Genomic DNA, 21,191 nt, shown 5'->3' on the forward strand with positions numbered 1-21,191 from the left:
CGGAAGGTTTCCAGGGCTTCCTCCCAGGTCGGCCGATCATGCTCTTTAGATGTCGAAGTACAGCTCGAACTCGTGCGGGTGCGGGCGGAGCTGGATCGGGGCGATCTCGTTCGTGCGCTTGTAGTCGATCCAGGTCTCGATGAGGTCGGAGGTGAAGACGCCGCCGGCCTGGAGGTACTCGTTGTCCGCCTCGAGGGCGTCGAGGACCGCGGGGAGGGAGGTCGGGACCTGCTGGACGTTGGCGTGCTCCTCGGGAGCCAGCTCGTAGAGGTCCTTGTCGATCGGCTCGGCCGGCTCGATCTTGTTCTTCACGCCGTCGAGGCCCGCCATGAGCAGCGCGGAGAAGGCGAGGTACGGGTTCGAGGACGGGTCCGGCGCGCGGAACTCGACGCGCTTGGCCTTCGGGTTCGAGCCCGTGATCGGGATACGCATGGCCGCGGAGCGGTTGCGCTGCGAGTACACCATGTTGACCGGCGCCTCGAAGCCCGGGACCAGGCGGTGGTAGGAGTTCACCGTCGGGTTGGTGAAGGCCAGGAGCGACGGGGCGTGCTTCAGGATGCCGCCGATGTAGTAGCGGGCGATGTCCGAGAGGCCCGCGTAGCCCTGCTCGTCGTAGAAGAGGGGAGAGCCCTCGGACCACAGCGACTGGTGGACGTGCATGCCCGAGCCGTTGTCACCGAAGATCGGCTTCGGCATGAACGTCGCGGTCTTGTTGTTGCGCCACGCGACGTTCTTCACGACGTACTTGAAGAGCATCAGGTCGTCGGCCGCGGCGAGCAGCGTGTTGAACTTGTAGTTGATCTCCGCCTGGCCGGCCGTGCCCACCTCGTGGTGCTGGCGCTCGACCTGGAGGCCCTGACGGTCCAGCTCCAGGGAGATCTCCGCGCGCAGGTCGGCGAAGTGGTCGACCGGCGGGGCCGGGAAGTAACCACCCTTGTAGCGGACCTTGTAGCCGCGGTTGTTCTCGACGGCGCCGGTGTTCCAGGCGCCCGCCTCGGAGTCGATCTCGTAGAGCGACCGGTTGGCGGAGGTCTCGAAGCGGACCGAGTCGAAGACGTAGAACTCGGCCTCGGGGCCGAAGTACGCGGTGTCGGCGATACCGGTCGACGCGAGGTAGGCCTCGGCCTTCTTCGCCACGTTGCGCGGGTCGCGGGAGTACTGCTCGCCCGTGATCGGGTCGTGGATGAAGAAGTTGATGTTGACCGTCTTGTCGCGGCGGAACGGGTCGACGCGCGCGGTCGTCAGGTCGGCGCGGAGCGCCATGTCGGACTCGTGGATGGCCTGGAACCCGCGGATCGAGGAGCCGTCGAAGGCCAGCTCCTCCGTCGGGTCGAACGCCGCGGCCGGCACCGTGAAGTGCTGCATCACACCCGGCAGGTCGCAGAACCGGACGTCGACGAACTTGACGTCCTCGTCCGCGATGAACTTCTTGGCGTCATCGGCGTTCTGGAACATCCAACTCCTCCTACTCCCACCCGGAGGGGCGGGGTTTGCAGCTCGGTGGTGCGGCCGGTGCGGTGGCACACGCTGGACCTGACCATAGGCAGACGTGGTTTCTCAAGCATGACCCAATTGTTTCGCTCAAGTTAACCGGACCCGGGGGGTCAGGCGGGCCGGGCGGCCGAGGGCAGTACCGTGGATGCGTGGACAACAGGGAAGCAATGGGATCGTGGCTGTCCGGGCCCCGCGAGGCCCTGGAACAGTCGGGCGCGGACTTCGGATACCGCGGCCAGCAGCTCGGCCTTCCGGAACACGGGCCCGGTTCCATCGCCCGCCCCGGCCGCCGCCTCCTCGCGCTCGTCATCGACTGGGCGCTCTGCATGCTGATCGCATACGGCCTCATCACGCATGGTTACGACCAGGCTACGGGGAACTGGGCGCTGCTCATCTTCTTCGTGCTCGGCGTCCTGACCGTCGGCACGATCGGCTGTACGCCGGGTAAGCGGATCCTCGGTCTCCGGGTTGTTTCGGAGGCGGGCGGGCGGCTCGGGCTCGGGCGGGTCGTCGTGCGGACCCTGCTTCTGTGTGTGGTCGTGCCCGCGCTGGTCTGGGACCGGGATGGGCGGGGCCTGCACGATCGGCTCGCGAAGTCCGTAGAGGTCCGTATCTGAGGTCGTCTGAAGCGTTCGGCTCCGCCGCAGCTCCTGGAGGCGCGCGCACGTCACGCGCGCACCTCCCCGAGTCGGCGCACGCAGTGCGCCTCTCAGGGGCGCGGGGAACTGCGCGACCAGCCACGACGAGACCCGCGGACGAAGAGACGAAGAACAGACGAAGAACAGACGGACACATGAGAGGGCGCCCCGAGCAGAAGCTCGGGGCGCCCTCTCATGAACGTCAGCGGAGGATGCGGAGGGTCACCTCGTCTTGCCGCCGCCGCCCCGAGGCATCCGCATACCCTTCGGCATCGGCCCCTTCGGCAGCGGCATGTTCGACATCAGGTCACCCATCGCCCGCAGCCGGTCGTTCGTGGCGGTCACCTGCGGACCGGGAAGAACGCGGGGCAGCTTCAGCATGGTGGTGCGGACCTTCTTGAGCGGGACCTGGCCCTCGCCGTTGCCCACGAGGATGTCGTGGACCGGGACGTCCGCGACGACGCGGGCCATCCGGCGCTTCTCGGCGGCCAGCAGGGTCTTGACCCGGTTCGGGTTGCCCTCGGCGACGAGCACGATGCCGGCCTTGCCGACCGCTCGGTGCACGACGTCCTGGCTGCGGTTCATCGCGACCGCGGGGGTCGTCGTCCAGCCGCGCCCGATGTTGTCGAGCACCGCGGCCGCCGCGCCGGGCTGGCCCTCCATCTGGCCGAAGGCCGCTCGCTCGGCGCGGCGCCCGAAGATGATCGCCATCGCGAGGAAGGCGAGCAGGAAGCCGAGAATTCCGAGATAGATGGGGTGACCGATCAAGAAGCCGATCGCGAGGAAGACACCGAAGGTGACGATTCCCACAGCCGCGAGTACAAGACCGATCTTCGAATCGACCTTGCGGGTCATCTTGTAGGTCAGAGCGATCTGCTTGAGTCGCCCGGTGTTTGCAGCGTCCGCTGCAGGTTCCTTCCTCGCCATGTTCGAAGTCTACGTGGCCGGTGGCCGCCGATGAACAGCAGCACCGGCCCGGCGCCCGGCGAAGGGCCCTGGCTCAGCCCCGCGAGCCGAAGGATTCGAGGACGCGCTGGGCCTCCACCCGGTCCTTGGCGCGGCGGCGGTCCTCCAGGACGGAGGTCCAGGCATTGCGGCGAGCGGTGCGCTGGCCGCTGCTCATCAGCAGCGACTCGACGGCCCGCAGGGCGTCGGTGAAGGTCGGGATCGCGGTGGCGCGTACGGGCGCGGCCTGCATGGGTGAGGTCCCCCCTCGGAAACGGATCACGGAATCGGAACTGATCACGGGCTCGAACTGATCACGGGCTCGGAACTGATCACGGGACGGATCGCGGAACTGGTGCCAGAACGGATCACGGCTTTGGTGAAAGGTGCACGAGGCGTGATTTCAGGGTCACTGATTGGTGTTACCAGGACGTGACCGGGCGGTCAAACCGTGATGAAGCCCTGGCGGGCACCGTTCAAACGTCGGCGCGGCCCCGATCGCCGTCCTCATCTGCGGGGACGTTCGGGACCGCGCCCTTCAGGCCGATACTGGCCGGTAACGACTTGTGCGGGAATTCACACGGCCTGCGAGGCCACGTACGCGCCCCGCTTCTCGACCGCCATCAGGAACAGGCGGCCGGCCCGGTACGAGGAGCGGACCAGCGGGCCCGACATGACGCCGGAGAAACCGATCTGCTCGGCCTCCTCCTTCAGCTCCACGAACTCGTGCGGCTTGACCCAGCGCTCCACGGGGTGGTGGCGCACGGAGGGGCGCAGATACTGCGTGATGGTGATGAGCTCGCAGCCCGCGTCGTGCAGCTGGCGCAGCGCCTCGCTGACCTCGGCGCGCTCCTCGCCCATGCCCAGGATCAGGTTGGACTTGGTGACGAGGCCGTACTCGCGGGCCTCGGTGATGACCTTGAGCGAACGCTCGTAGCGGAAGCCGGGGCGGATCCGCTTGAAGATGCGCGGGACCGTCTCGACGTTGTGCGCGAAGACCTCGGGGCGGGACGAGAAGACCTCGGCCAGCTGCTCGGGGACCGCGTTGAAGTCGGGGGCCAGGAGCTCGACCTTCGTACGGCCGTCGGCGCGGTTCGCCGTCTGCTCGTGGATCTGGCGGACCGTCTCCGCGTAGAGCCAGGCTCCGCCGTCCTCCAGGTCGTCGCGGGCGACGCCGGTGATCGTGGCGTAGTTCAGGTCCATCGTGACGACGGACTCACCGACGCGGCGCGGCTCGTCACGGTCGAGGGCCTCGGGCTTGCCGGTGTCGATCTGGCAGAAGTCGCAGCGACGGGTGCACTGGTCACCGCCGATGAGGAACGTGGCCTCGCGGTCCTCCCAGCACTCGTAGATGTTGGGACAGCCCGCTTCCTGGCAGACCGTGTGCAGGCCCTCGGACTTCACGAGGTTCTGCATCTTCGTGTACTCGGGACCCATTTTCGCCCGGGTCTTGATCCACTCGGGCTTGCGCTCGATGGGGGTCTGAGCGTTACGGACCTCCAGGCGCAGCATCTTGCGTCCGTCGGGTGCGACTGCGGACACGACCGGCTCCCTAAAGCTTTGATTCCTCGGCGTACATCAGGGTACGCCCGTGATGTTCATGGCCCTTACCGAACGCCAACCTCTGGCCTTCGGGGTGCATTCCCGGCCTGGCGGGCGGGGGCCGTTACGCCGTGGCCTTCTCGACGGTGCGCGGGTGCAGGTCCGCCTCGCCGAGGACGCGCCGCAGGTGCTTCTCGGCGACCGGGAGCACGTCCTCGATCGTGACCTCGCGGCCCAGTTCGTACGAGAGGGACGTGACGCCCGCGTCGCGGATGCCGCACGGAATGATCTTGTCGAAGTTCGAGGTGTCCGGGTTCACGTTGAGCGCGAAGCCGTGCATCGTGACGCCCTTGGCGACGCGGATGCCCATGGCGCAGATCTTGCGGTCCTCGCGGCGCTGACCCGCGTTGGACGGGGCGTACTCCGGGCCGTTGAGCCGGGGGTCGAACTCCGGGTCGGCCGCGCGCGGGTCGAAGTCGAGGGTGAGGCCGCCGGGCTGCGGGCGCTGCTCCACCGGGTCGCCGAGGACCCAGACTCCGGCCCGGCCCTCCACCCGCGAGGTCTCGACGCCGAACTCCGCGCAGACCGCGATCACGGCGTCCTCGAGGCGGCGCAGGTGCGCGACCACGTCGACCGGGCGGGGCAGCTTCTGGATCGGGTAGCCGACGAGCTGGCCCGGGCCGTGCCAGGTGATCTTGCCGCCGCGGTCCACGTCGATGACCGGGGTGCCGTCCAGGGGGCGCTCCTCGGGCGCCGTGCGCCGGCCCGCGGTGTAGACCGCCGGGTGCTCCAGGAGCAGACAGGTGTCGGGCACCTCGTCGGCGAAACGGGCGGCGTGCACACGGCGCTGCTCGTCCCAGGCGACCTGGTACTCGACCATGTCCGCACCGAACCCCATGCGGACGAACCGGAACTCACTCACGGCAAGTGCCTCCCTAACCAGCTGACCAGCCGCACCGCGCGGAGCAGGCCGCACCGTGCACATATCGCGCCCGGAACAACTGTACGGCTCGCGGTCCCGGGCCAGGGGGCGGGCTCTCAGTGGGTGGGGAAGAGGCGGTACGAGGCGTCCAGGTCCCGCACCTCCACTGAGCAGGTGACACCCGGGGCCGCCGATACGTGTTTGTCCAGGAGGGCCAGGACGTCCTCGGCGAGCGCGTTCTTCACGGCTTGCGGGCGGCCCACGAGCAGACCGACCTCCACGTGCAGAAACGTGGCGGCGAGCCCGTCCACGTACGTGGTGGAGGGCCGGGCGAACGTCTTGCCGACGCCGACCGAGCTGACGCGCTCGACGACGAGGGGGTGGAGTTCGGCCACGAGGGCGGGGACGTCGACCGTGCCGGCGAGGCCGTCGGAGTAGTCGATGACGATGTGAGGCACGGGACAGACCTTCCGGGTACTTCTCCGAGTACTGGGCGGCGGTACGCCGGGATCCGGGCCGTTGCCGACCGCTCACCGGTGCCCAGTACTTCTCGGTGTAGTGCACAGGCATCGTATGCCTGAGCGGAGGCAGCCTCCGGACCGCCCCGTCCACACGTCGTCCGCACCTCCTTCGGGTGCCGCCGCGTCCACTCTCTGCGGAGTTCGTCACACGATCGGATGAAGGGTCCTTGAAGACCCGGTGCAGGCCGAATATCGCCGCTACATTCGCGCCGTTCCATGAGGGCTGCACCCCGGCCCGGAAGGCAGGAGACCGCACAGCTGATGACGGAACGACCTCCGCAGCGCACACCGAACCGCCAGCTCGCCGCGCTCATCGCGGAGGCTGGTTTCTCCAACGCGGGCCTCGCCCGCCGCGTGGACCAACTCGGGCTCGAACACGGTCTTGACCTGCGGTACGACAAGACGTCGGTGACCAGATGGCTGCGCGGGCAGCAGCCGCGTGGGACGACCCCCGCACTGATCGCCGAAGTGTTCACCCGCCGCCTCGGCCGCCGCCTCTCCGCCCAGGACCTCGGGCTCGACGCGTGCGCCCCCGTCTACGCGGGCCTGGAGTTCGCGGCCTCGCCCGAGGAGGCCGTCGACATCGTCAGCGGTCTGTGGCGCAAGGACTCGGGAAGCCATGCCGAGCTCCGCAAGATCGCGTTCACCCCGGCCGGGCTCGTCGTGCCCAGCCGCGACTGGCTGATCGGCCGCGCCGACGACCGCGTCATACGGGGTGAGGCACCGCCCCGCGTTCCCGCGCAGGGGCGGCCCGTCGTGCCCCGCCAGCGCACCACGACCGAGCGCGGTCCCGGCCACCGGGTCACCGGCGGCGACATCCAGGCGCTCCGCTCGGTCGGCGAACTGTTCCGCGCCCTCGACCACGCCTACGGCGGCGGGCACGCGCGCCAGGCGCTGGTCCGCTACCTGGAGCACGAGGCCGAGCCCATGCTCCGCGGCACGTACGGGGAGCAGACCGGGCGGCGGCTCTTCGCGGCCGTCGCCGATCTCACCCGGCTCGCGGGCTGGACCTCGTACGACATCGCGGCGCACGGGCTCGCGCAGCGGTACTTCGTGCAGGCGCTCAGGCTGTCGCAGGCGGCGGGGGACCGGATGTACGGCTCGTACGTCCTCATCACCATGAGCCGGCAGGCCGTCTACCTCGGCCACGGCCGGGAGGCGGTGCAGCTGGCGCGGGTCGCGCAGCAGGGGGTCGGGGCGTCCGCGCCCGCCCTCCTCCAGGCGCTCCTGCACGCCGTGGAGGCGCGCGGGCACGGTGTCCTCGGCGAGGTGCGGGCCTGTACGGCGTCGCTCGTACGGGCCGAGCGGGCGCTCGAAGCGGCGCGGACCGGGGAGGACGTGCCGCACTGGGCGCGGTTCTTCGACGAGGCGCAGCTGGCCGACGAGTTCGGGCACTGCCACCGGGATCTCCAGCTGTACCGGACCGCGGCGCAGCACGCGGAGCGGTCGCTGCGGCTGCGGGCGCCGGGGTTCGCGCGGAGCCGGCTGTTCTGCCGGGTCGTGCTCGCCTCCGCGCGGCTCGGCCTCGGTGAGCTGGACTCGGCGTGCGCGCTCGGCGCGGAGGCGGCGACCGCGGCGGCGGACATGCGGTCGGTGCGGGCGCACGAGTATGTGCGCGAGTTCGAGCGCCGCCTCGAGCCGTACCGCGACGCGGGGCCCGTCCGGGGGTACCGGGAGAAGGTCGCGGCGCTGGGGTGACAGGGGCGGGCCTCAGGCGGCCCGGTCCCGTAACCGGCCGGGCCCCGGGCGGCCCGGTCCCGTAACCGGCCGGGCCCCGGGCGGCCCGGTCCCGTAACCGGCCGGGCCTCAGGCCGCCTTGTCCCGTACTGGGCGGGTCTCCTGCGGGTGGCTCCGCGCCGGGGCGGCCGGGAGGCCCAGGTCGCGCAGTGCCGCCCGGGCCGCTCGGCGGCCCGAGGTGAGCGCGCCCTGGACCGTGCTGGTGTCGCGGTGGTCGCCGCACACGTACAGGCCGTCGAGCAGGCGGACGGGGCGGCGGAGGTCGTGCGGGGCGGGCATGGCCGGGACCGCGTGCGGGGTGTGGTGGACGGCCAGGGTCTCCCAGGCGGACGTCGACGTGCCGTAGAGCGCGGCCAGGTGGCGGCGCAGCTCCCGGTCTGTGGGTGGCGGGCCGAGCACCGTCGAGGAGACGAGCGCGCGGCCCGCCGGGGCCCGGACCGGGTCGACCAGGCTGATGACGGAGGTGTGCGCGACCGGTCCGAGCCGGTCGGCGTCGAGCAGCAGCGCGGGTTCGGTGAGGGGCGGCTCGGGCGCCGCGTGGTGCACGACGGTCACCTCGTGGAAGGCGGGCACGCGCAGGCCGGGCAGGAGTTCGGCGGCGGCGGCCGCGTCGGTCGCCAGCACGACGCCGCGGCAGGGGAGTCGGCCGTTGTCGGCCGTGGTGACCGAGTTCGCCGAGACGGCGGTGGCCCGGACCCCGGTGTGCACGGTGCCCGGCGGCAGGGTGGCCGCGAGCAGTTCGGGGAGCGTGTCGGCGCCGCCCTCCGGTACGGCGAGGCGGCCCGCGGCGTAGGCGTGCAGCGCGAGGTCGGCGCACCTGCTGGACGTCGTCAGCTCCGGGTCGCACAACAGGGCCGACAGCAGCGGGCGTACGAAGCCGTGGAGGGTCCGGGCAGGCAGCGAACGGGCCGACAGGGCGCGGCCGGTGGAGAGTTCGGGGCGGGCGAGGAGCCGGGCGGGGTCGGTCGCGGCGAGCCGGGCGAGGGCCGCGCCGAGCCGTGCGTGGTCCAGGGGGCCGCCGAGCGGTGGGCGTGTGCCGCGCGGAGGGCGCGGGGCGGTCGCAAGGGCGCGCGCCGCGGTGAATGCGCCCCTCGCGCGCCGGGGGTCGGTCGGTTCGCCCGCGCGGTGGCGGCGGCCCGCGCTGTGCACCAGGACGCCGGGTGCGAACAGCCGCAGCACGAGACCGTCGAGGCCGGGGGCGTGGCGCAGTTCGGGGTAGGCGGTGGACAGCGGCCGTCCGATCCGGTCGAGCCGGAACCCGTCGACCTTCTCGGTGGACATCCGGCCCCCGACCGTGCCGCCGGCCTCCAGGACCAGGACCCGTACACCTGCCCTGGCCAGGTGCTGGGCCGCGGCGAGTCCCGCCACCCCGGCCCCTACGACGACGACAGCCCCTGCTCCTGCGTCAGCGGGCTCAACCACGTGCCCCTCCCAGAGTTGCGCGGCCGGCGGCGGCTCGTTCCCGGAGGCGTCATGCCCTCAACAAGGCCGCGGAATACCCGGGTTCTGGACGAGGCTAGATCCGCTCGCCCCCAGGAACAGTCGCGCGCGGGGGCGGCACGGAGGCACGCAGTGACATGGGGGTGCGCCCCGCCCGGCCACCACGGGCCGCGCCACGACACGGGCCGCGCTACGAGGCGACCAGCGCCCCCGTGTCCACCGCCTCCTTCGCGGTCGCCGCGCTCCTCGCCTCCGGGGTCACCTCGTCCGCCGTCAGGACGTAACCCGTGCCCGCGTCCGTCGTGGAGCGGGCGAAGACCACGCCGTAGACGCGGCCGTCCGTGGTGAGGAGGGGGCCGCCGGAGTTGCCGGGGAGGACCGTGGAGCGGATGGAGTAGATCTCGCGGGTGACCGTGCCGGAGCCGTAGATGTTCTGGCCGCCCGCGCGGATCGTGTCGGCGACCGTGGCCGCCTGGAGGTCGAGGCCGCCGTTCTCGGGGTAGCCCGCGACGACCGCCGCGGCGCCGCGCGAGGCGCTGTCGTCGAGGGGGAGGGCCGGGGCGCGCAGGTCGGGGACGTAGAGGACGGCGACGTCCTTGTCGGGGTCGAAGAGGACGACGCGCGCGGCGTAGGCGCGGCCGACGCCGCCCACCCGGACCGACGGGTCGTCGATGCCCGCGACCACGTGCGCGTTGGTCATGACGTGCTGGGGCGAGTACACGAAGCCGCTGCCCTCGCGGCCCTGGGTGCCGGAGGAGCCCTCGACCTTCACCGTGCTGCGCTGCGCGGCCCGCGTCGCCGCCGCCGTCACGTTGTCCCCGGAGGGGGTCGCGACCTCGGCCGACGGCTCGTTCGAGAACGGGTCGAAGACCTGCGGGAACCCGGCCGAGGTGAGCGCCCCGGTGGCCCGCGAGAACCAGCCCGGGGTCGAGGACGGCATGGTGTCGTGGACCGCGCCGAGCACCGACGAACCCCGGATCGCCTGGTTCAGCGCCGCCGAGGACGACGACGCGAGGACGCTGCCCGCCACCCACGCGACGACCAGCACCGCCGCCGCGCTCGCGACCGCGCCGCCCGCCCCGTCCGCCACCCGCAGCGGGCCCGGCGCCCGGTCCATCCCGCCGCGCACCCGCGCGGCGAGGCGCCCGGCGAGCGCCTGTCCGGCGACCGCGGGCAGCAGCACCGTGACGACGGCGACCACCGTCGCCGTCGACGTGCCGGGCGTGACCGAGTCCATCAGGTACGGCAGCAGCCAGACGCCGACGACCGCGCCGCCGACGAACCCGGCGAGTGAGACGAGGCCCGCGAGCAGCCCGCGCCGGTAGCCGGAGACGGCATAGACGAGCGCGAGCACGATGAGTACGCCGTCGAGGACGTGGTTCTGCGGGTCCATATCGGTAACAAACGAACGCGGTGGCCGTGCTGGTTCCGCCAACCGGCCTACATGTGGGAGACCGCACAGCGCCTCCGCGTCCGAGAGTGGGAGGCGTGCGTGGGATGCGGAGGGTGGTGCGCCGGGCGCCCGGGGGAGTGGCCCTCGCGGCTCTGGTGCTGTGTGCTGTCGCGGGCGACCGTCCGGGGGCGGCGGACCGGGAGGCCACGGCCGTTCCGGCGGACCGGGCGAGCGGCGCGCACGCCGCCCCGGCGCCGCGCGTCGTGCCGCGCTCGCGGTGGCTGGGCTCCATGAAGACCTACGACCGCGACCCCGTCCGGTACGGGGACCGTGTCGTCGCCGTCTTCATCCACCACACCGACTCGCCCAACGGCTACGACTGCGCCGACGTCCCCGAGATCATCCGCTTCGTCTACGCGGGCCAGGCCGGCGGCAAGGAGTGGGACGACATCGGCTACAACTTCCTCGTCGACCGCTGCGGCACCGTCTACGAGGGACGGGCCGGCGGCGTGAACCGGCCCGTCGTAGGTGCCCACACCCAGGGCTTCAACCAGGACACCGCCGGGATCGCCGCCATCGGCACCTTCGGCGAGGGCACCCCGGTGCCGCGGGCGATGGCCGACTCCATCGCCGCGCTCGCCGCGTGGAAACTCGGCATGTCCGACGTCGACCCGCGCTCCACCACCCGCCTCACCAGCAGCAACAGCCTGAGCCGCTACAAGAAGGGCACCTCCGCCGACTTCCACACGATCTCCGGCCACCGCGACGGCTACGAGACCGAGTGCCCCGGCGAGGCGCTGATGCGCGAACTCCCGGCGATCCGCGAACGCGCCGCCCGCCTGCAGAAGCGCGGCTGAGCGCTCCGCGGGAAGTGCCGCGACAGGTGCGCGGCCGACCGCCGGCCCGCGCAGAACTCTGGACAGGCTCTAGGCGGGACGCAGCGTTCCGCCTCCGGTCAGCCGGTACGTCTTGCCGTGGAGGCCGGGGCTCGCGGAGCGGTCGTAGGTCACCGAGTGCCCGTTCCCGTCGATCACCTTGGACAGGCGCGCCCCGGAGCCGAGGTCCAGGCCCTCGAGCCGGGAGTCCCCGGAGACCGACCACCTGGCGCGGGGGCCGAGCGTCATGGAGGCGCCCGCGACGGCCCCGTCCAGCCTGGTGCGGCCGGTCAGTTCGAGGGAGGCCGAGCCGTCGGCGACGACCACGTCCCCCTTCAGCTTCTCGCCGTCCGCCGCGAGAGTCACGACGCCCCTGTCACGGACCCGCAGCAGCTTGCCGCCCTTCGTCTTGAGCTCCGCCCCGCCGCTCAGCCGCACGTCCGCGATCGCCTCCCGTACGGAGAAGAGGTCGCCGTCCGCCGCCTGGATCGACCCACCGGACATCGCGAACGACGTGTCGCCGTCGCCGCGCAGCACCACCCCGCCCGCGGCGGCGGTCGCCCGTACGTTCCTCAGGGACAGCGACCCGCCGGCCTCCACCGTGAACGCCTCGGAGTTCGCCAGGTCGAACAGCGTGCCCGTCACCGACACGTCCCCGGCCGTCTGCACACCGGGCGAACCGCAGCCCGCCGAGGTCATCGTCGAGTCGTACACCGCCACCTTCGCACCGTCCGGACCCGCCGCGACCGGCGGCGCCTGCGCGCCCGCCGTCTCGATCTCGGCGTACGTCAGCTCGGCCTCGCCCCCGTCGGCCGCCCGCACGGCGGGCGCGTACGAGCCCTTGGTGCGTACCGCGCTCGCGCTGAGCGTCGCGCGCGTCCCCTCGCCCGAGGCGAAGACACCGGTCGCGCCCCTGCCCTTGGTGGAGAACCAGCCGCCGGACAGGTCGAGACGGCCGCCGTCCCGGGCCAGCGCGGCCGCGTTCAGACCGCGGCGGCCGGACGCGTCGAGGGACGAGGTGCCGCCCCGCTTGGTGATGTGCGAGTCACGCGTCGACAGGTGGCCGGAGCCGGACACGAGCACCGCCGACTCGTCCCGCCGGGCCGTCTCGAACTCCTCCGTGTCCGGCGCCGCCCGCTCACCGCTGTCCAGCGTGTACGCACCCGTCGGCGCGGGCGCCGCGCCCGAGCCCTGGTCCGCGGCGAGCGGAGCCGTCTCGCACCGCGCGCCGCTCGCCGTCGCGGGCGGGGACGCCACCGGCGGCGTCGCCGTCCCGTCGTCGTCCGAGCACGCGGACAGCGAGGACAGCGTCAGTGGCAGCAGCAGTACGGAGACGGCGGTCGCGGTACGGCGACGCCCCGGGCGGAGCCGGAGACCCAGGTAGTTCATGGCCCCTACGTTCACACTTCACGTTCCGTGAGGCACGCCCGGGGGCACCCTCGCGGAGCTCAGGGAACGTCCGGGGCGAAGACGAGCAGCGTCAGGTCGTCCCGGACCGTTCCCGCGAACCGCACCACGTCCCGCCACACCGCGTCCGTCAGCGCCGCCGGTTCGTCGGAGGCATGGCTCCGCAGCCGCTCCGCCAGCGGATAGAAGCGGCCCGCCGAGTCCCGCGCCTCCGTCACCCCGTCGGTCAGCGCGAGCAGCCGGTCCCCGCGGCGCAGGCCGAGCGAGATCCCCACGGGCGGTTCGACGTCGAGCCCGACGCCCAGCGGCGCCCCCGACGGCACCGGGATCTCCGTCACGCGCCCGCCGCGCAGCAGCAGCGGGCACGGGTGGCCGCAGCTGACGATCCGTACGACGGAGGAGTCGTCCGGGAACTCCAGGAGCACCGCCGTCGCGAACAGCTCGGCCAGCTCGTCGCCGGCCGTGTCCACGACGAGGCGGCGGTCGAGCCGCGCCGCCACGCCCTCCAGGTCCGGCTGGTCGAGCACCGCCTCCCGGAACGCGCCGAGCAGCCCCGCCACCGTCCCCACCGCGGACAGGCCGTGTCCCTGTACGTCACCGACCACCGCCCGCACCCCGTGCGGTCCGCGCCGCACGTCGAAGAAGTCCCCGCCGACCAGCGCCCCGCGGTGCGCCGCCCGGTACAGGCCCGCGCACCGCACCCGCCCCACCCGCTCCGGCAGCGGCGGCAACACCGCGAACTGGGCGGCCTCCGCGACCGTACGCACCGTCACCAGATGCTCGTCGCGGCGCTGGCGCACCCAGGCGATCAGCACACTCAGCACGGAGACGAACAGCACGATCAGCACGTCGCTGTTGCCGGGGCGGCCGAACCCCGCAGGGGGCAGCGCCAGGATCACCGTGACGACGGCGCCGAGCAGGCCCGTCGCCACCGGCCCGTACGACAGGGCGGCGAGCGGCGGGATCGCGCCGAGGAGGAAGCCCAGCTCCAGGTGCTGCTCCGTGCCCACCTGGAGCGCGCCCAGACCGACGAGCAGCACGATGGGCAGCCAGCGCAACCACCGGGGCGGCGGCGCGCCGCGCAGCCAGGCGCGCTCCTCCCCGTCACGGCGGCGCGCCACGGGCCAGGTCATGCCGGCAGGGCTCCCTTCGCGACGGCCTACGCCCTCAACCCTGCTACGAGTCGCCTGCCCCCGCACTCCGCCGCGCGCCGCCGAGCAGCGACCGCCCCATGCATACGTCGTCCACGTACTCCCCGTCGATCAGGAACTCCCCGGGCAGCACCCCCTCCACGACGAAGCCCTCGGCCTCGTACAGCGTGCGGGCCGGGGTGTTGTGGCCGAGCACCCGCAGCGTGATGCGGCGCGCGCCCTGCCGCCGTGACTCCTCGACCGCGGCCCGCACCAGCGTCCGGCCCACGCCGTGCCCGCGCGCGGCGGTCGCGACGGCCAGCCCCTGCACCTGCCTGACGTGCGCGTTCGAGGGCAGCGGCGTCGGCCTGGCCAGGCGGATGTAGCCCACGACCCGCCCGTGCAGCTCGGCCACGAGATGGTCGCGCGGGCCGAGTCGCCCGCTGAAGAACGGCGGGTGGGGCGGCGCGGGCGGCTCCACGACCGCGTGCAGCGACGACCAGGTGTCCCGGTCCAGGCGGCTCAGGGCCTCGTCGTCGTCCAGCACGGCGAAACGTACGAGCGGTGGCTGCTGCGACATGCGCGTCACTGTACGACCGGCAGGATGGAGGCATGACACGTATCGCGGTGGCGGGCGCCTCCGGACTGACCGGCTCGGCCCTCGTCCGCTCCCTGACCGGTGACGGACACGATGTGCTGCGCCTGGTGCGCCGGGCCCCGCGCGCGGCGGACGAGGTCCGCTGGGACCCGAAGAAGGGGGAGGTGGACGTCGAGCGGCTCGCCGGGTGCGACGCCGTCGTCAACCTCGCCGGTGCCGGGATCGGCGATCGCCGGTGGACGGACGCGTACAAGCGGGAGATCCGCGACAGCAGGGTCCTGGGGACCCGGACCCTGGCCGAGGCGATCGCGGGGCTGTCCACGCCGCCGCGCGTCTTCGTCAACGGCAGCGCCGTCGGCTACTACGGGTCCACGGGCAGCCGCGCCGTCGACGAGTCCGCGCCGGCGGGGGAGGGGTTCCTCGCGTCCCTGTGCGTGGAGTGGGAGGCGGCGGTCGCGCCCGCGCGCGAGGCGGGCGTCCGTACGGTCCTCCCGCGTACGGGGCTCGTCGTGTCCCGCGCCGGGGGCGCCTGGGGGAAGCTGTTCCCGCTGTTCAAAGCGGGGCTCGGCGGGCGGCTCGGGGACGGGCGGCAGTACTGGTCGTACATCGCGCTGCATGATCATGTGGCTGCGCTGCGGCACTGCCTCGACACGGAGGGCCTGGCCGGCCCGGTCAACCTGACCGCTCCGCATCCGGCGACGAATCGGGAGGTCGCGGCGGCGATGGGGCGTGTGCTTCGGCGGCCCGCGCTGTTTCCCGCGCCCGCGCCTGCGCTCCGCCTGGTGCTCGGGGAAATGGCGGGGGAGGTGCTGGGCTCCACCCGGGCCGTGCCCACCCGTCTCCTCGAGTCGGGGTTCGAGTTTGCGTTCCCCGGCCTGGAGCAGGCGATTCGCTCCGCGTGAGCTGCGGGTCTCGTCGTGGCTGGTCGCGCCGTTCCCCGCGCCCCTGGGATGCGCACTGCGTGCGGCATCTCGGGGGCGCGTGTGTATCGCGCCCCCCTATGCGACTGCGGCGGAGCCGCATGCTTCAGGGGTGCGGGGGGCTGCGCGATCGGCCAATACGTGATGGTGCTCGGCGATGCGGTGGAGTCTTGCGGCGGGACGCCGGTCGGTGTGGCGCGGCGCGCTATCCGAAACGTTCCGTCAGGCGGGGGTACAGGCCGGCCAGCAGGGACTCGTTCTCGAAGTCGATCGGGGTGCCGTCGGGCTCCGCGGGGGCCGGGGCCAGGCCCAGGTCGGGCGCGACCGTGCCGGTCAGCTCCTCGTACGCCTCGTCCGCCGCGTAACCGAGATCCTCCCCGTCCCCGTCGACGTCCTCGTCGAACTCGCCCAGGGACTCCGCCAGCGAGTCGGGGTCGTGCAGGGCCCCCTCGAAGACCTCCCGGCCCTGCCCGATCAGCCAGCACCGGAAGTAGTCGAACGCGTCATCGCTGGCCCCGCCGAGCAGCACCCACGCCGCGCCCCAGAGGTCCCAGCGGTAGGCGCGGTTGTAGCGGGACTCGAAGTGCCGGGCGAAGTCGAGCACCGAGTCGGGATCGGAGCGCAGGAGTCTGTCGACGAGCAGCTCGGCGTGGTCCTCGGGGTCGCCCTCGGCGGCCTCGCGGGTGCTGTCCACGATCTCCCAGAACTCGGTCTCGTCCATCACGGGACAAGCATCGGCCCTGTGCCGGGGGGCCGCACGCCGAGCGTCGGACGTGCGCCACTTCGTTACGCATGCACATGCCCAGGGCACCCCGCCGACGGCCCGTCACCCGCCCTGCTCGTACCACCCCTTCATCCGCCGCCCCGCCTCGGCGAACCGTTCCCGCAGAGACGCCGGAGCCACCACCTCCGCCTCCGGCCCGAGCCCCATGAGCTGGGTGTACGCCACGTCCTCCGACTCGACCGGCAGCGTCACCGTCACCCGCCCGTCCGCGTCCGCGGGACCCGCCGACTCCATCGCCTCCCGCGCGGACGCCGTACCGGTGGCGTACGGCAGCTGCCGTACACCGTCGGCCGTCAGCCGTACGACCACCTCGGCACGGAGGATCGCCCGCGCGAACTCCGCCGCCCGCTCCGCCCAGAACGCGGGCAGGTCGAACTCCTCGTCCCGCTCGAACCGCTCGTCCAGCGCCTCCACGGACGTGAACCGGTCGATGCGGTACACCCGCTGCTCCCCCGCGGACCCCTCCCCGTCGCGCACGGCCGCCGCCAGATACCAGACGCCCGCCTTCAGAACGAGGCCGTACGGTTCCAGCTCCCGCTCCACCGGATCCGCCCGCCGGTCCCGGCGCGCGTACGCGACCCGCAGCGCCCGGTCGCCCCACACCGCCTCCGCGACCGCGGGCAGCAGCTCGGGGGTGCGCGGCTCCTGGAACCAGCCCGGCGCGTCCAGGTGGAACCGCTGCGCCGCCGTGCGCGACGCGTCCCGCACCGACGGGGTCAGCGCCGCCGACACCTTGAGCCGGGCCGCCGACGCCGCGTCCGCCAGGCCCATCTCGCGCAGCGCCCCGGGCACCCCGGACAGGAACAGCGCCTCCGCCTCGCCGCGGGCCAGGCCCGTCAGCCGCGTACGGTATCCGCCGATCAGCCGGTAGCCGCCGACCCGGCCCCGGTCCGCGTAGACCGGGACGCCCGCCTCCGAGAGCGCCTGCGCGTCGCGCGTCACCGTCCGCTCGGAGACCTCCAGTTCGCGCGCCAGCTCGGCGGCGGTCATCGACGGCCGGGACTGGAGCAACAGCACCATCTTGATCAGGCGGGCAGCACGCATGCCGCCATCATGGACAGCTCAGCCCCTCGTGGTGGTGAAGTGCATGACCGAGAACGTCGCGCCCTGCGGATCCGCGAGGACGGCGGACCGGCCCGTCGGGATCGCCGTCGGCGCCACCAGGACGCGCCCGCCCAGCTCCTCGCAGCGCGCGGCCGTGGCGTCCGGGGCGTCCACGGCGACGTAGAGGTTCCAGTGGGAGGGCAGATCGAGCGGGAACTCGCCGGCCGAGGCGGTCGACATGTCGACCATCCCGCCGAAGGCGTCGTCCGCCACCGTCCACTCCGTGTACGTGGCCCCGTCGCCGAAGGGGCGCTGTCGCGTGCCCCAGCCGAGCACCGACTGGTAGAAGTCCACCGCGCCCGCCCCGTCCCGCGTGAGCAGCTCGAACCAGCAGAAGCTGCTCGGCACGTCCACCGCTTCGAAGCCCGCGTGCGACAGCGGGTCCCACAGGCCGAACGGGGCCCCCGCCGGATCCTGGCAGACCGCGAGCCTGCCCTGCCCCGCCACGGGCACCGGACCGGCGACGACCCGGCCGCGATTGCCGCCCACGCGCGCGGTGACCGCGTCGATCCCGCTGGACTGGAAGTACGGCAGCCAGGCCGCGGGCTCGCGCGGTTCCGCCGCCGGGCCGACCCCGGCGACCAGGTGCCCGTCCTCGGCGTCGAGCGCGAACATGGCGTAGCCGTCGGTCGCCGGGTCGTCCGCGGGCCGCGAACGCCAGCCGAACAGCGCCTCGTAGAAGCTACGGGCCCCGTCCGGGTCCGGCGTGGACAGGTCGGCCCAGCAGGGAGCGGAGGGGGTCTTGGAGATCTGCACGCGAATGCCTCCCACGGCCGGGCAGCCCCCCTTGACGACCCGTCCATTCACGCACGCGTGCCCTGCCCCGGCAATCGGGACAGGGCACAGACGCGACCGGTAGGAACCGGCAGGTACTACAGGCCGTAGCGCTCGCGCGCCTCCTTCACGGCCGTCGCCTTGACCTCGCCGCGGCGGGCGAGCTGGGCGAGGGCCGCGACGACGATCGACTCGGCGTCGACACCGAAGTGGCGGCGCGCGTCCTCACGGGTGTCGGAGAGGCCGAAGCCGTCCGCGCCCAGCGAGGTGTAGTCCTGCTCGACCCACTGCGCGATCTGGTCGGGAACCTGGCGCATGTAGTCGGAGACGGCCAGGACCGGGCCCTGCGCACCGGCGAGCGCCTGGCGGACGAACGGGATCCGCTCCTCGCCCTTCAGCAGCGCCTCGTCGGCATCGAGGGCGTCACGGCGCAGCTCGGTCCAGGAGGTCGCCGACCACACGTCGGCGGCGACGCCCCACTCCTCGGCGAGCAGCCGCTGCGCCTTGAGGGTCCAGTGGATGGCCGTACCGGAGCCGATGAGGTTGATGCGCGGGGCGTTCGCCGCCGCCACGTCCACGCCCGCGGTCTCCGCCGTGTTGAAGCGGTACAGACCCTTGATGATGGCCTCGTCGAGACCCTCCACGCCCGGCTTGGCCGGCTGCGGCATCGGCTCGTTGTAGACCGTCAGGTAGTAGAAGACGTCCTGGTCCTCGCCCGGCTTGGCCTCGCCGTACATGCGGCGCAGGCCCTCCTTCATGATGACCGCGATCTCGTACGCGAAGGCCGGGTCGTACGACAGGGCCGCCGGGTTGGTCGCCGCGATCATCGGCGAGTGGCCGTCCGCGTGCTGCAGCCCCTCACCCGTCAGCGTCGTGCGTCCCGCGGTGGCGCCGACGACGAAGCCGCGGCCCATCTGGTCGGCGAGCTGCCAGAACTGGTCGCCGGTGCGCTGCCAGCCGAACATCGAGTAGAAGATGTACAGCGGGATCATCTGCTCGCCGTGCGTCGAGTACGACGTGGCGGCGGCGATGAAGTCGGCGAGCGAGCCCGCCTCGTTGATCCCCTCGTTGAGGATCTGGCCCGACTCGGACTCCTTGTAGTACATGAGCTGGTCACGGTCGACCGGGTCGTACGTCTGCCCCTTGGGCGAGTACAGGCCGAGCGACGGGAACAGCGACTCCATGCCGAAGGTGCGCGCCTCGTCGGGGATGATCGGCACCCAGCGCTTGCCGGACGTCTTGTCCCGTACGAGGTCCTTCAGGAGCCGTACGAGCGCCATCGTCGAGGCGACGGACTGCGAGCCGGAGCCCTTGTCGAACGAGGCGAACGCCTTGTCGGCGGGGGCGGGCAGCGGCGCGAGCGGCTGCGTACGGCGGGCCGGGGCCGGACCGCCCAGGGCGGCACGGCGCTCCGCCAGGTAGCGCAGCTCGGGCGAGCCCTCGGCGGGACGCGCGTAAGGAACGACACCGTCCTCGAAGCGGCTGTCCGGGATCGGCAGGTCAAGGAGGTCACGCATGTCCTTGAACTCGTCGATCGTCAGCTTCTTCATCTGGTGGTTGGCGTTCTTCGACTCGAAGCCCTTGCCGAGCGTGAAGCCCTTGACGGTCTGCGTGAGGATGACCGTCGGGGCGCCCTTGTGCTCGACGGCCGCCTTGTACGCCGCGTACACCTTGCGGGGCTCGTGGCCGCCGCGCGAGGTGTGGAAGCACTCGGAGATCTTGTCGTCGGACAGGACCTTCGCGAGCTCGACCAGCGCCGGGCCGGTGCCGAAGAAGTTCTCGCGGATGTAGGCGACGTCGCGCGTCTGGTACGTCTGGAACTGGGCGTCCGGGACCTCACGGAGCCGCTCCAGGAGCGCGCCGGTGGTGTCGAGCTGGAACAGCTCGTCCCACGCGTTGCCCCACATCGACTTGATGACGTTCCAGCCGGAGCCGCGGAACTGCGCCTCGAGCTCCTGCACGACGCGGAAGTTCGGGCGGACCGGGCCGTCCAGGCGCTGCAGGTTGCAGTTGATGACGAAGGTCAGGTTGTCCAGACCCTCGCGGGCCGCGAGGGTGAGCGCCGAGGTCGACTCGGGCTCGTCCATCTCGCCGTCGCCGAGGAAGGCCCAGACGTGCGAGTTCGAGGTGTCCTTGATGTTCCGCGCGGTCAGGTAGCGGTTGAACCGTGCCTGGTAGATCGCGGAGAGCGGGCCGAGGCCCATCGACACGGTCGGGAACTCCCACAGCCACGGCAGCCGGCGCGGGTGCGGGTACGACGGCAGACCGTCGCCCCCCGCCTCGCGGCGGAAGTTGTCGAGCTGCGCCTCGGAGAGGCGGCCGTCGAGGAAGGCGCGGGCGTAGATGCCGGGGGAGGCGTGGCCCTGGATGTACAGCTGGTCGCCGGAGCCGTCCCCCTCCTTGCCTTTGAAGAAGTGGTTGAAGCCGGTCTCGTACAGCCAGGCGGCCGAGGCGAAGGTGGCGATGTGGCCGCCGACGCCGTGCTTCGAGCCACGGGTCACCATCGCGGCCGCGTTCCAGCGGTTGTACGCGGTGATCTTGGCTTCCATCTCCATGTCACCGGGGAAGTCCGGCTCGGCGGAGGTGGGGATCGAGTTGATGTACTCGGTCGACAGGAGCTTGGGCAGCGGCAGGCCGCCGGCCTCGCCGCGCTCCAGCGTGCGTCGCATCAGCTGCGCGGCACGGTGCGGCCCGGCCGCCTTGGTGACGGCGTCCAGGGAGGCCTGCCATTCGGCGGTCTCCTCGGGGTCGCGGTCCGGGAGCTGGTCGAGCTCGCTCGGCTGGATGCGCATGGGGTCGGTCATAGTCGCCGCACGCCTTCCTGAGTCGAAGGGGGTGGGGTGGGGGTGCCCTTGGTCTTTGGCAGGACAGGGCGGGGTCCCGGTGGAGACCCGCCAGTGACAATAACTCCGTGATCGATGATCGATCAAAGGTTCGCCGGGTAAAACCTCTCCAGATCGAGAAAGT

At 72.4% G+C, this 21,191-nt stretch carries 19 protein-coding genes; 4 read left to right on the forward strand and 15 right to left on the reverse strand.

The window, feature by feature from the left end; genetic code table 11:
• Nucleotides 1–45 precede the first annotated feature (45 nt).
• The gene (gene glnA, locus ACH4RC_RS08145; RefSeq protein ID WP_398196828.1) at nt 46–1,455 is read right to left on the reverse strand and encodes a type I glutamate--ammonia ligase; all 1,410 of its coding nucleotides are present in this window, start codon (nt 1,453–1,455) and stop codon (nt 46–48) included.
• A gap of 188 nt (nt 1,456–1,643) precedes the next feature.
• Here glnA and ACH4RC_RS08150 point away from each other — a divergent pair, with 188 nt between their 5' ends.
• Nucleotides 1,644–2,111: an RDD family protein gene (locus tag ACH4RC_RS08150; RefSeq protein ID WP_398196832.1), complete on the forward strand. Its 468-nt coding sequence runs from the start codon at nt 1,644–1,646 to the stop codon at nt 2,109–2,111.
• A 243-nt stretch (nt 2,112–2,354) separates the two neighbouring features.
• Here the strand turns inward: ACH4RC_RS08150 and ACH4RC_RS08155 are convergent, their stop codons facing one another.
• The 5 genes from ACH4RC_RS08155 to ACH4RC_RS08175 form a co-directional block, all read right to left on the reverse strand.
• Nucleotides 2,355–3,059 (reverse strand): DUF4191 domain-containing protein, encoded by a 705-nt coding sequence (locus ACH4RC_RS08155; RefSeq protein WP_398196835.1) that lies wholly within the window; start codon nt 3,057–3,059, stop codon nt 2,355–2,357.
• Between the two features lie 73 nt (nt 3,060–3,132).
• Nucleotides 3,133–3,330, reverse strand: a complete 198-nt coding sequence (locus ACH4RC_RS08160) for a hypothetical protein (protein ID WP_361069087.1) — start codon at nt 3,328–3,330, stop codon at nt 3,133–3,135.
• Between the two features lie 323 nt (nt 3,331–3,653).
• Nucleotides 3,654–4,619, reverse strand: coding sequence for a lipoyl synthase (gene lipA / locus ACH4RC_RS08165; protein WP_398196837.1), 966 nt, complete (start codon nt 4,617–4,619; stop codon nt 3,654–3,656).
• A gap of 124 nt (nt 4,620–4,743) precedes the next feature.
• Complete coding sequence (gene lipB / locus ACH4RC_RS08170) at nt 4,744–5,541, reverse strand: lipoyl(octanoyl) transferase LipB (RefSeq protein WP_398196840.1); 798 nt, start codon at nt 5,539–5,541, stop codon at nt 4,744–4,746.
• Nucleotides 5,542–5,657: 116 nt separating this feature from the next.
• Complete coding sequence (locus ACH4RC_RS08175; protein ID WP_398196842.1) at nt 5,658–5,999, reverse strand: 5-carboxymethyl-2-hydroxymuconate Delta-isomerase; 342 nt, start codon at nt 5,997–5,999, stop codon at nt 5,658–5,660.
• A 324-nt stretch (nt 6,000–6,323) separates the two neighbouring features.
• On the opposite strand from ACH4RC_RS08175, the gene ACH4RC_RS08180 reads away from it, so the two are divergent.
• Complete coding sequence (locus ACH4RC_RS08180; protein WP_398196844.1) at nt 6,324–7,760, forward strand: regulator; 1,437 nt, start codon at nt 6,324–6,326, stop codon at nt 7,758–7,760.
• A gap of 108 nt (nt 7,761–7,868) precedes the next feature.
• Here the strand turns inward: ACH4RC_RS08180 and ACH4RC_RS08185 are convergent, their stop codons facing one another.
• Together ACH4RC_RS08185 and ACH4RC_RS08190 are read right to left on the reverse strand one after the other, a co-directional pair.
• On the reverse strand, nt 7,869–9,221 hold the full coding sequence (locus tag ACH4RC_RS08185; protein ID WP_398196845.1) for an NAD(P)/FAD-dependent oxidoreductase: 1,353 nt from the start codon (nt 9,219–9,221) through the stop codon (nt 7,869–7,871).
• 208 nt (nt 9,222–9,429) lie between these two features.
• Nucleotides 9,430–10,632 (reverse strand): MarP family serine protease, encoded by a 1,203-nt coding sequence (locus tag ACH4RC_RS08190; RefSeq protein WP_398196848.1) that lies wholly within the window; start codon nt 10,630–10,632, stop codon nt 9,430–9,432.
• A gap of 104 nt (nt 10,633–10,736) precedes the next feature.
• Between ACH4RC_RS08190 and ACH4RC_RS08195 the strand changes: the two genes are divergently transcribed.
• Nucleotides 10,737–11,489 carry a peptidoglycan recognition protein gene (locus tag ACH4RC_RS08195; protein ID WP_398197854.1) on the forward strand — a complete coding sequence of 251 codons (753 nt, stop codon included), beginning with the start codon at nt 10,737–10,739 and terminating at the stop codon, nt 11,487–11,489.
• Nucleotides 11,490–11,558: 69 nt separating this feature from the next.
• Here the strand turns inward: ACH4RC_RS08195 and ACH4RC_RS08200 are convergent, their stop codons facing one another.
• The 3 genes from ACH4RC_RS08200 to ACH4RC_RS08210 are packed head-to-tail and all read right to left on the reverse strand — an operon-like array spanning nt 11,559 to nt 14,624.
• Nucleotides 11,559–12,896 (reverse strand): hypothetical protein, encoded by a 1,338-nt coding sequence (locus tag ACH4RC_RS08200; protein ID WP_398196850.1) that lies wholly within the window; start codon nt 12,894–12,896, stop codon nt 11,559–11,561.
• Nucleotides 12,897–12,955: 59 nt separating this feature from the next.
• Nucleotides 12,956–14,047 (reverse strand): PP2C family protein-serine/threonine phosphatase, encoded by a 1,092-nt coding sequence (locus ACH4RC_RS08205; RefSeq protein WP_398196853.1) that lies wholly within the window; start codon nt 14,045–14,047, stop codon nt 12,956–12,958.
• Nucleotides 14,048–14,090: 43 nt separating this feature from the next.
• Nucleotides 14,091–14,624, reverse strand: a complete 534-nt coding sequence (locus ACH4RC_RS08210) for a GNAT family N-acetyltransferase (RefSeq protein ID WP_398196855.1) — start codon at nt 14,622–14,624, stop codon at nt 14,091–14,093.
• A gap of 32 nt (nt 14,625–14,656) precedes the next feature.
• On the opposite strand from ACH4RC_RS08210, the gene ACH4RC_RS08215 reads away from it, so the two are divergent.
• Nucleotides 14,657–15,544: a TIGR01777 family oxidoreductase gene (locus tag ACH4RC_RS08215; RefSeq protein ID WP_398196858.1), complete on the forward strand. Its 888-nt coding sequence runs from the start codon at nt 14,657–14,659 to the stop codon at nt 15,542–15,544.
• A 223-nt stretch (nt 15,545–15,767) separates the two neighbouring features.
• On the opposite strand, the gene ACH4RC_RS08220 is transcribed toward ACH4RC_RS08215, so the two are convergent.
• The 4 genes from ACH4RC_RS08220 to aceE form a co-directional block, all read right to left on the reverse strand.
• Nucleotides 15,768–16,283: a DUF4240 domain-containing protein gene (locus ACH4RC_RS08220; protein ID WP_398197857.1), complete on the reverse strand. Its 516-nt coding sequence runs from the start codon at nt 16,281–16,283 to the stop codon at nt 15,768–15,770.
• Nucleotides 16,284–16,388: 105 nt separating this feature from the next.
• On the reverse strand, nt 16,389–17,390 hold the full coding sequence (locus tag ACH4RC_RS08225) for a helix-turn-helix transcriptional regulator (RefSeq protein ID WP_398196860.1): 1,002 nt from the start codon (nt 17,388–17,390) through the stop codon (nt 16,389–16,391).
• A gap of 18 nt (nt 17,391–17,408) precedes the next feature.
• The gene (locus ACH4RC_RS08230) at nt 17,409–18,206 is read right to left on the reverse strand and encodes a VOC family protein (protein WP_398196862.1); all 798 of its coding nucleotides are present in this window, start codon (nt 18,204–18,206) and stop codon (nt 17,409–17,411) included.
• Between the two features lie 116 nt (nt 18,207–18,322).
• Complete coding sequence (gene aceE / locus ACH4RC_RS08235) at nt 18,323–21,028, reverse strand: pyruvate dehydrogenase (acetyl-transferring), homodimeric type (RefSeq protein WP_398196865.1); 2,706 nt, start codon at nt 21,026–21,028, stop codon at nt 18,323–18,325.
• Nucleotides 21,029–21,191 lie beyond the last annotated feature (163 nt).

This window comes from Streptomyces sp. NPDC016845 (genome assembly GCF_044332585.1).
Lineage (GTDB): Bacteria > Actinomycetota > Actinomycetes > Streptomycetales > Streptomycetaceae > Streptomyces.

Coding starts and splice junctions, on each gene's coding strand:
- glnA (WP_398196828.1), bottom strand. CDS start 1,455: ATGTTCCAGAACGCCGATGACGCCAAGAAGTTCATCGCGGACGAGGAC.
- ACH4RC_RS08210 (WP_398196855.1), bottom strand. CDS start 14,624: ATGTCGCAGCAGCCACCGCTCGTACGTTTCGCCGTGCTGGACGACGAC.
- ACH4RC_RS08195 (WP_398197854.1), top strand. CDS start 10,737: ATGCGGAGGGTGGTGCGCCGGGCGCCCGGGGGAGTGGCCCTCGCGGCT.
- ACH4RC_RS08215 (WP_398196858.1), top strand. CDS start 14,657: ATGACACGTATCGCGGTGGCGGGCGCCTCCGGACTGACCGGCTCGGCC.
- ACH4RC_RS08220 (WP_398197857.1), bottom strand. CDS start 16,283: ATGGACGAGACCGAGTTCTGGGAGATCGTGGACAGCACCCGCGAGGCC.
- ACH4RC_RS08225 (WP_398196860.1), bottom strand. CDS start 17,390: ATGCGTGCTGCCCGCCTGATCAAGATGGTGCTGTTGCTCCAGTCCCGG.
- ACH4RC_RS08190 (WP_398196848.1), bottom strand. CDS start 10,632: ATGGACCCGCAGAACCACGTCCTCGACGGCGTACTCATCGTGCTCGCG.
- ACH4RC_RS08155 (WP_398196835.1), bottom strand. CDS start 3,059: ATGGCGAGGAAGGAACCTGCAGCGGACGCTGCAAACACCGGGCGACTC.
- aceE (WP_398196865.1), bottom strand. CDS start 21,028: ATGACCGACCCCATGCGCATCCAGCCGAGCGAGCTCGACCAGCTCCCG.
- ACH4RC_RS08180 (WP_398196844.1), top strand. CDS start 6,324: ATGACGGAACGACCTCCGCAGCGCACACCGAACCGCCAGCTCGCCGCG.
- ACH4RC_RS08160 (WP_361069087.1), bottom strand. CDS start 3,330: ATGCAGGCCGCGCCCGTACGCGCCACCGCGATCCCGACCTTCACCGAC.
- ACH4RC_RS08205 (WP_398196853.1), bottom strand. CDS start 14,047: ATGACCTGGCCCGTGGCGCGCCGCCGTGACGGGGAGGAGCGCGCCTGG.
- ACH4RC_RS08200 (WP_398196850.1), bottom strand. CDS start 12,896: ATGAACTACCTGGGTCTCCGGCTCCGCCCGGGGCGTCGCCGTACCGCG.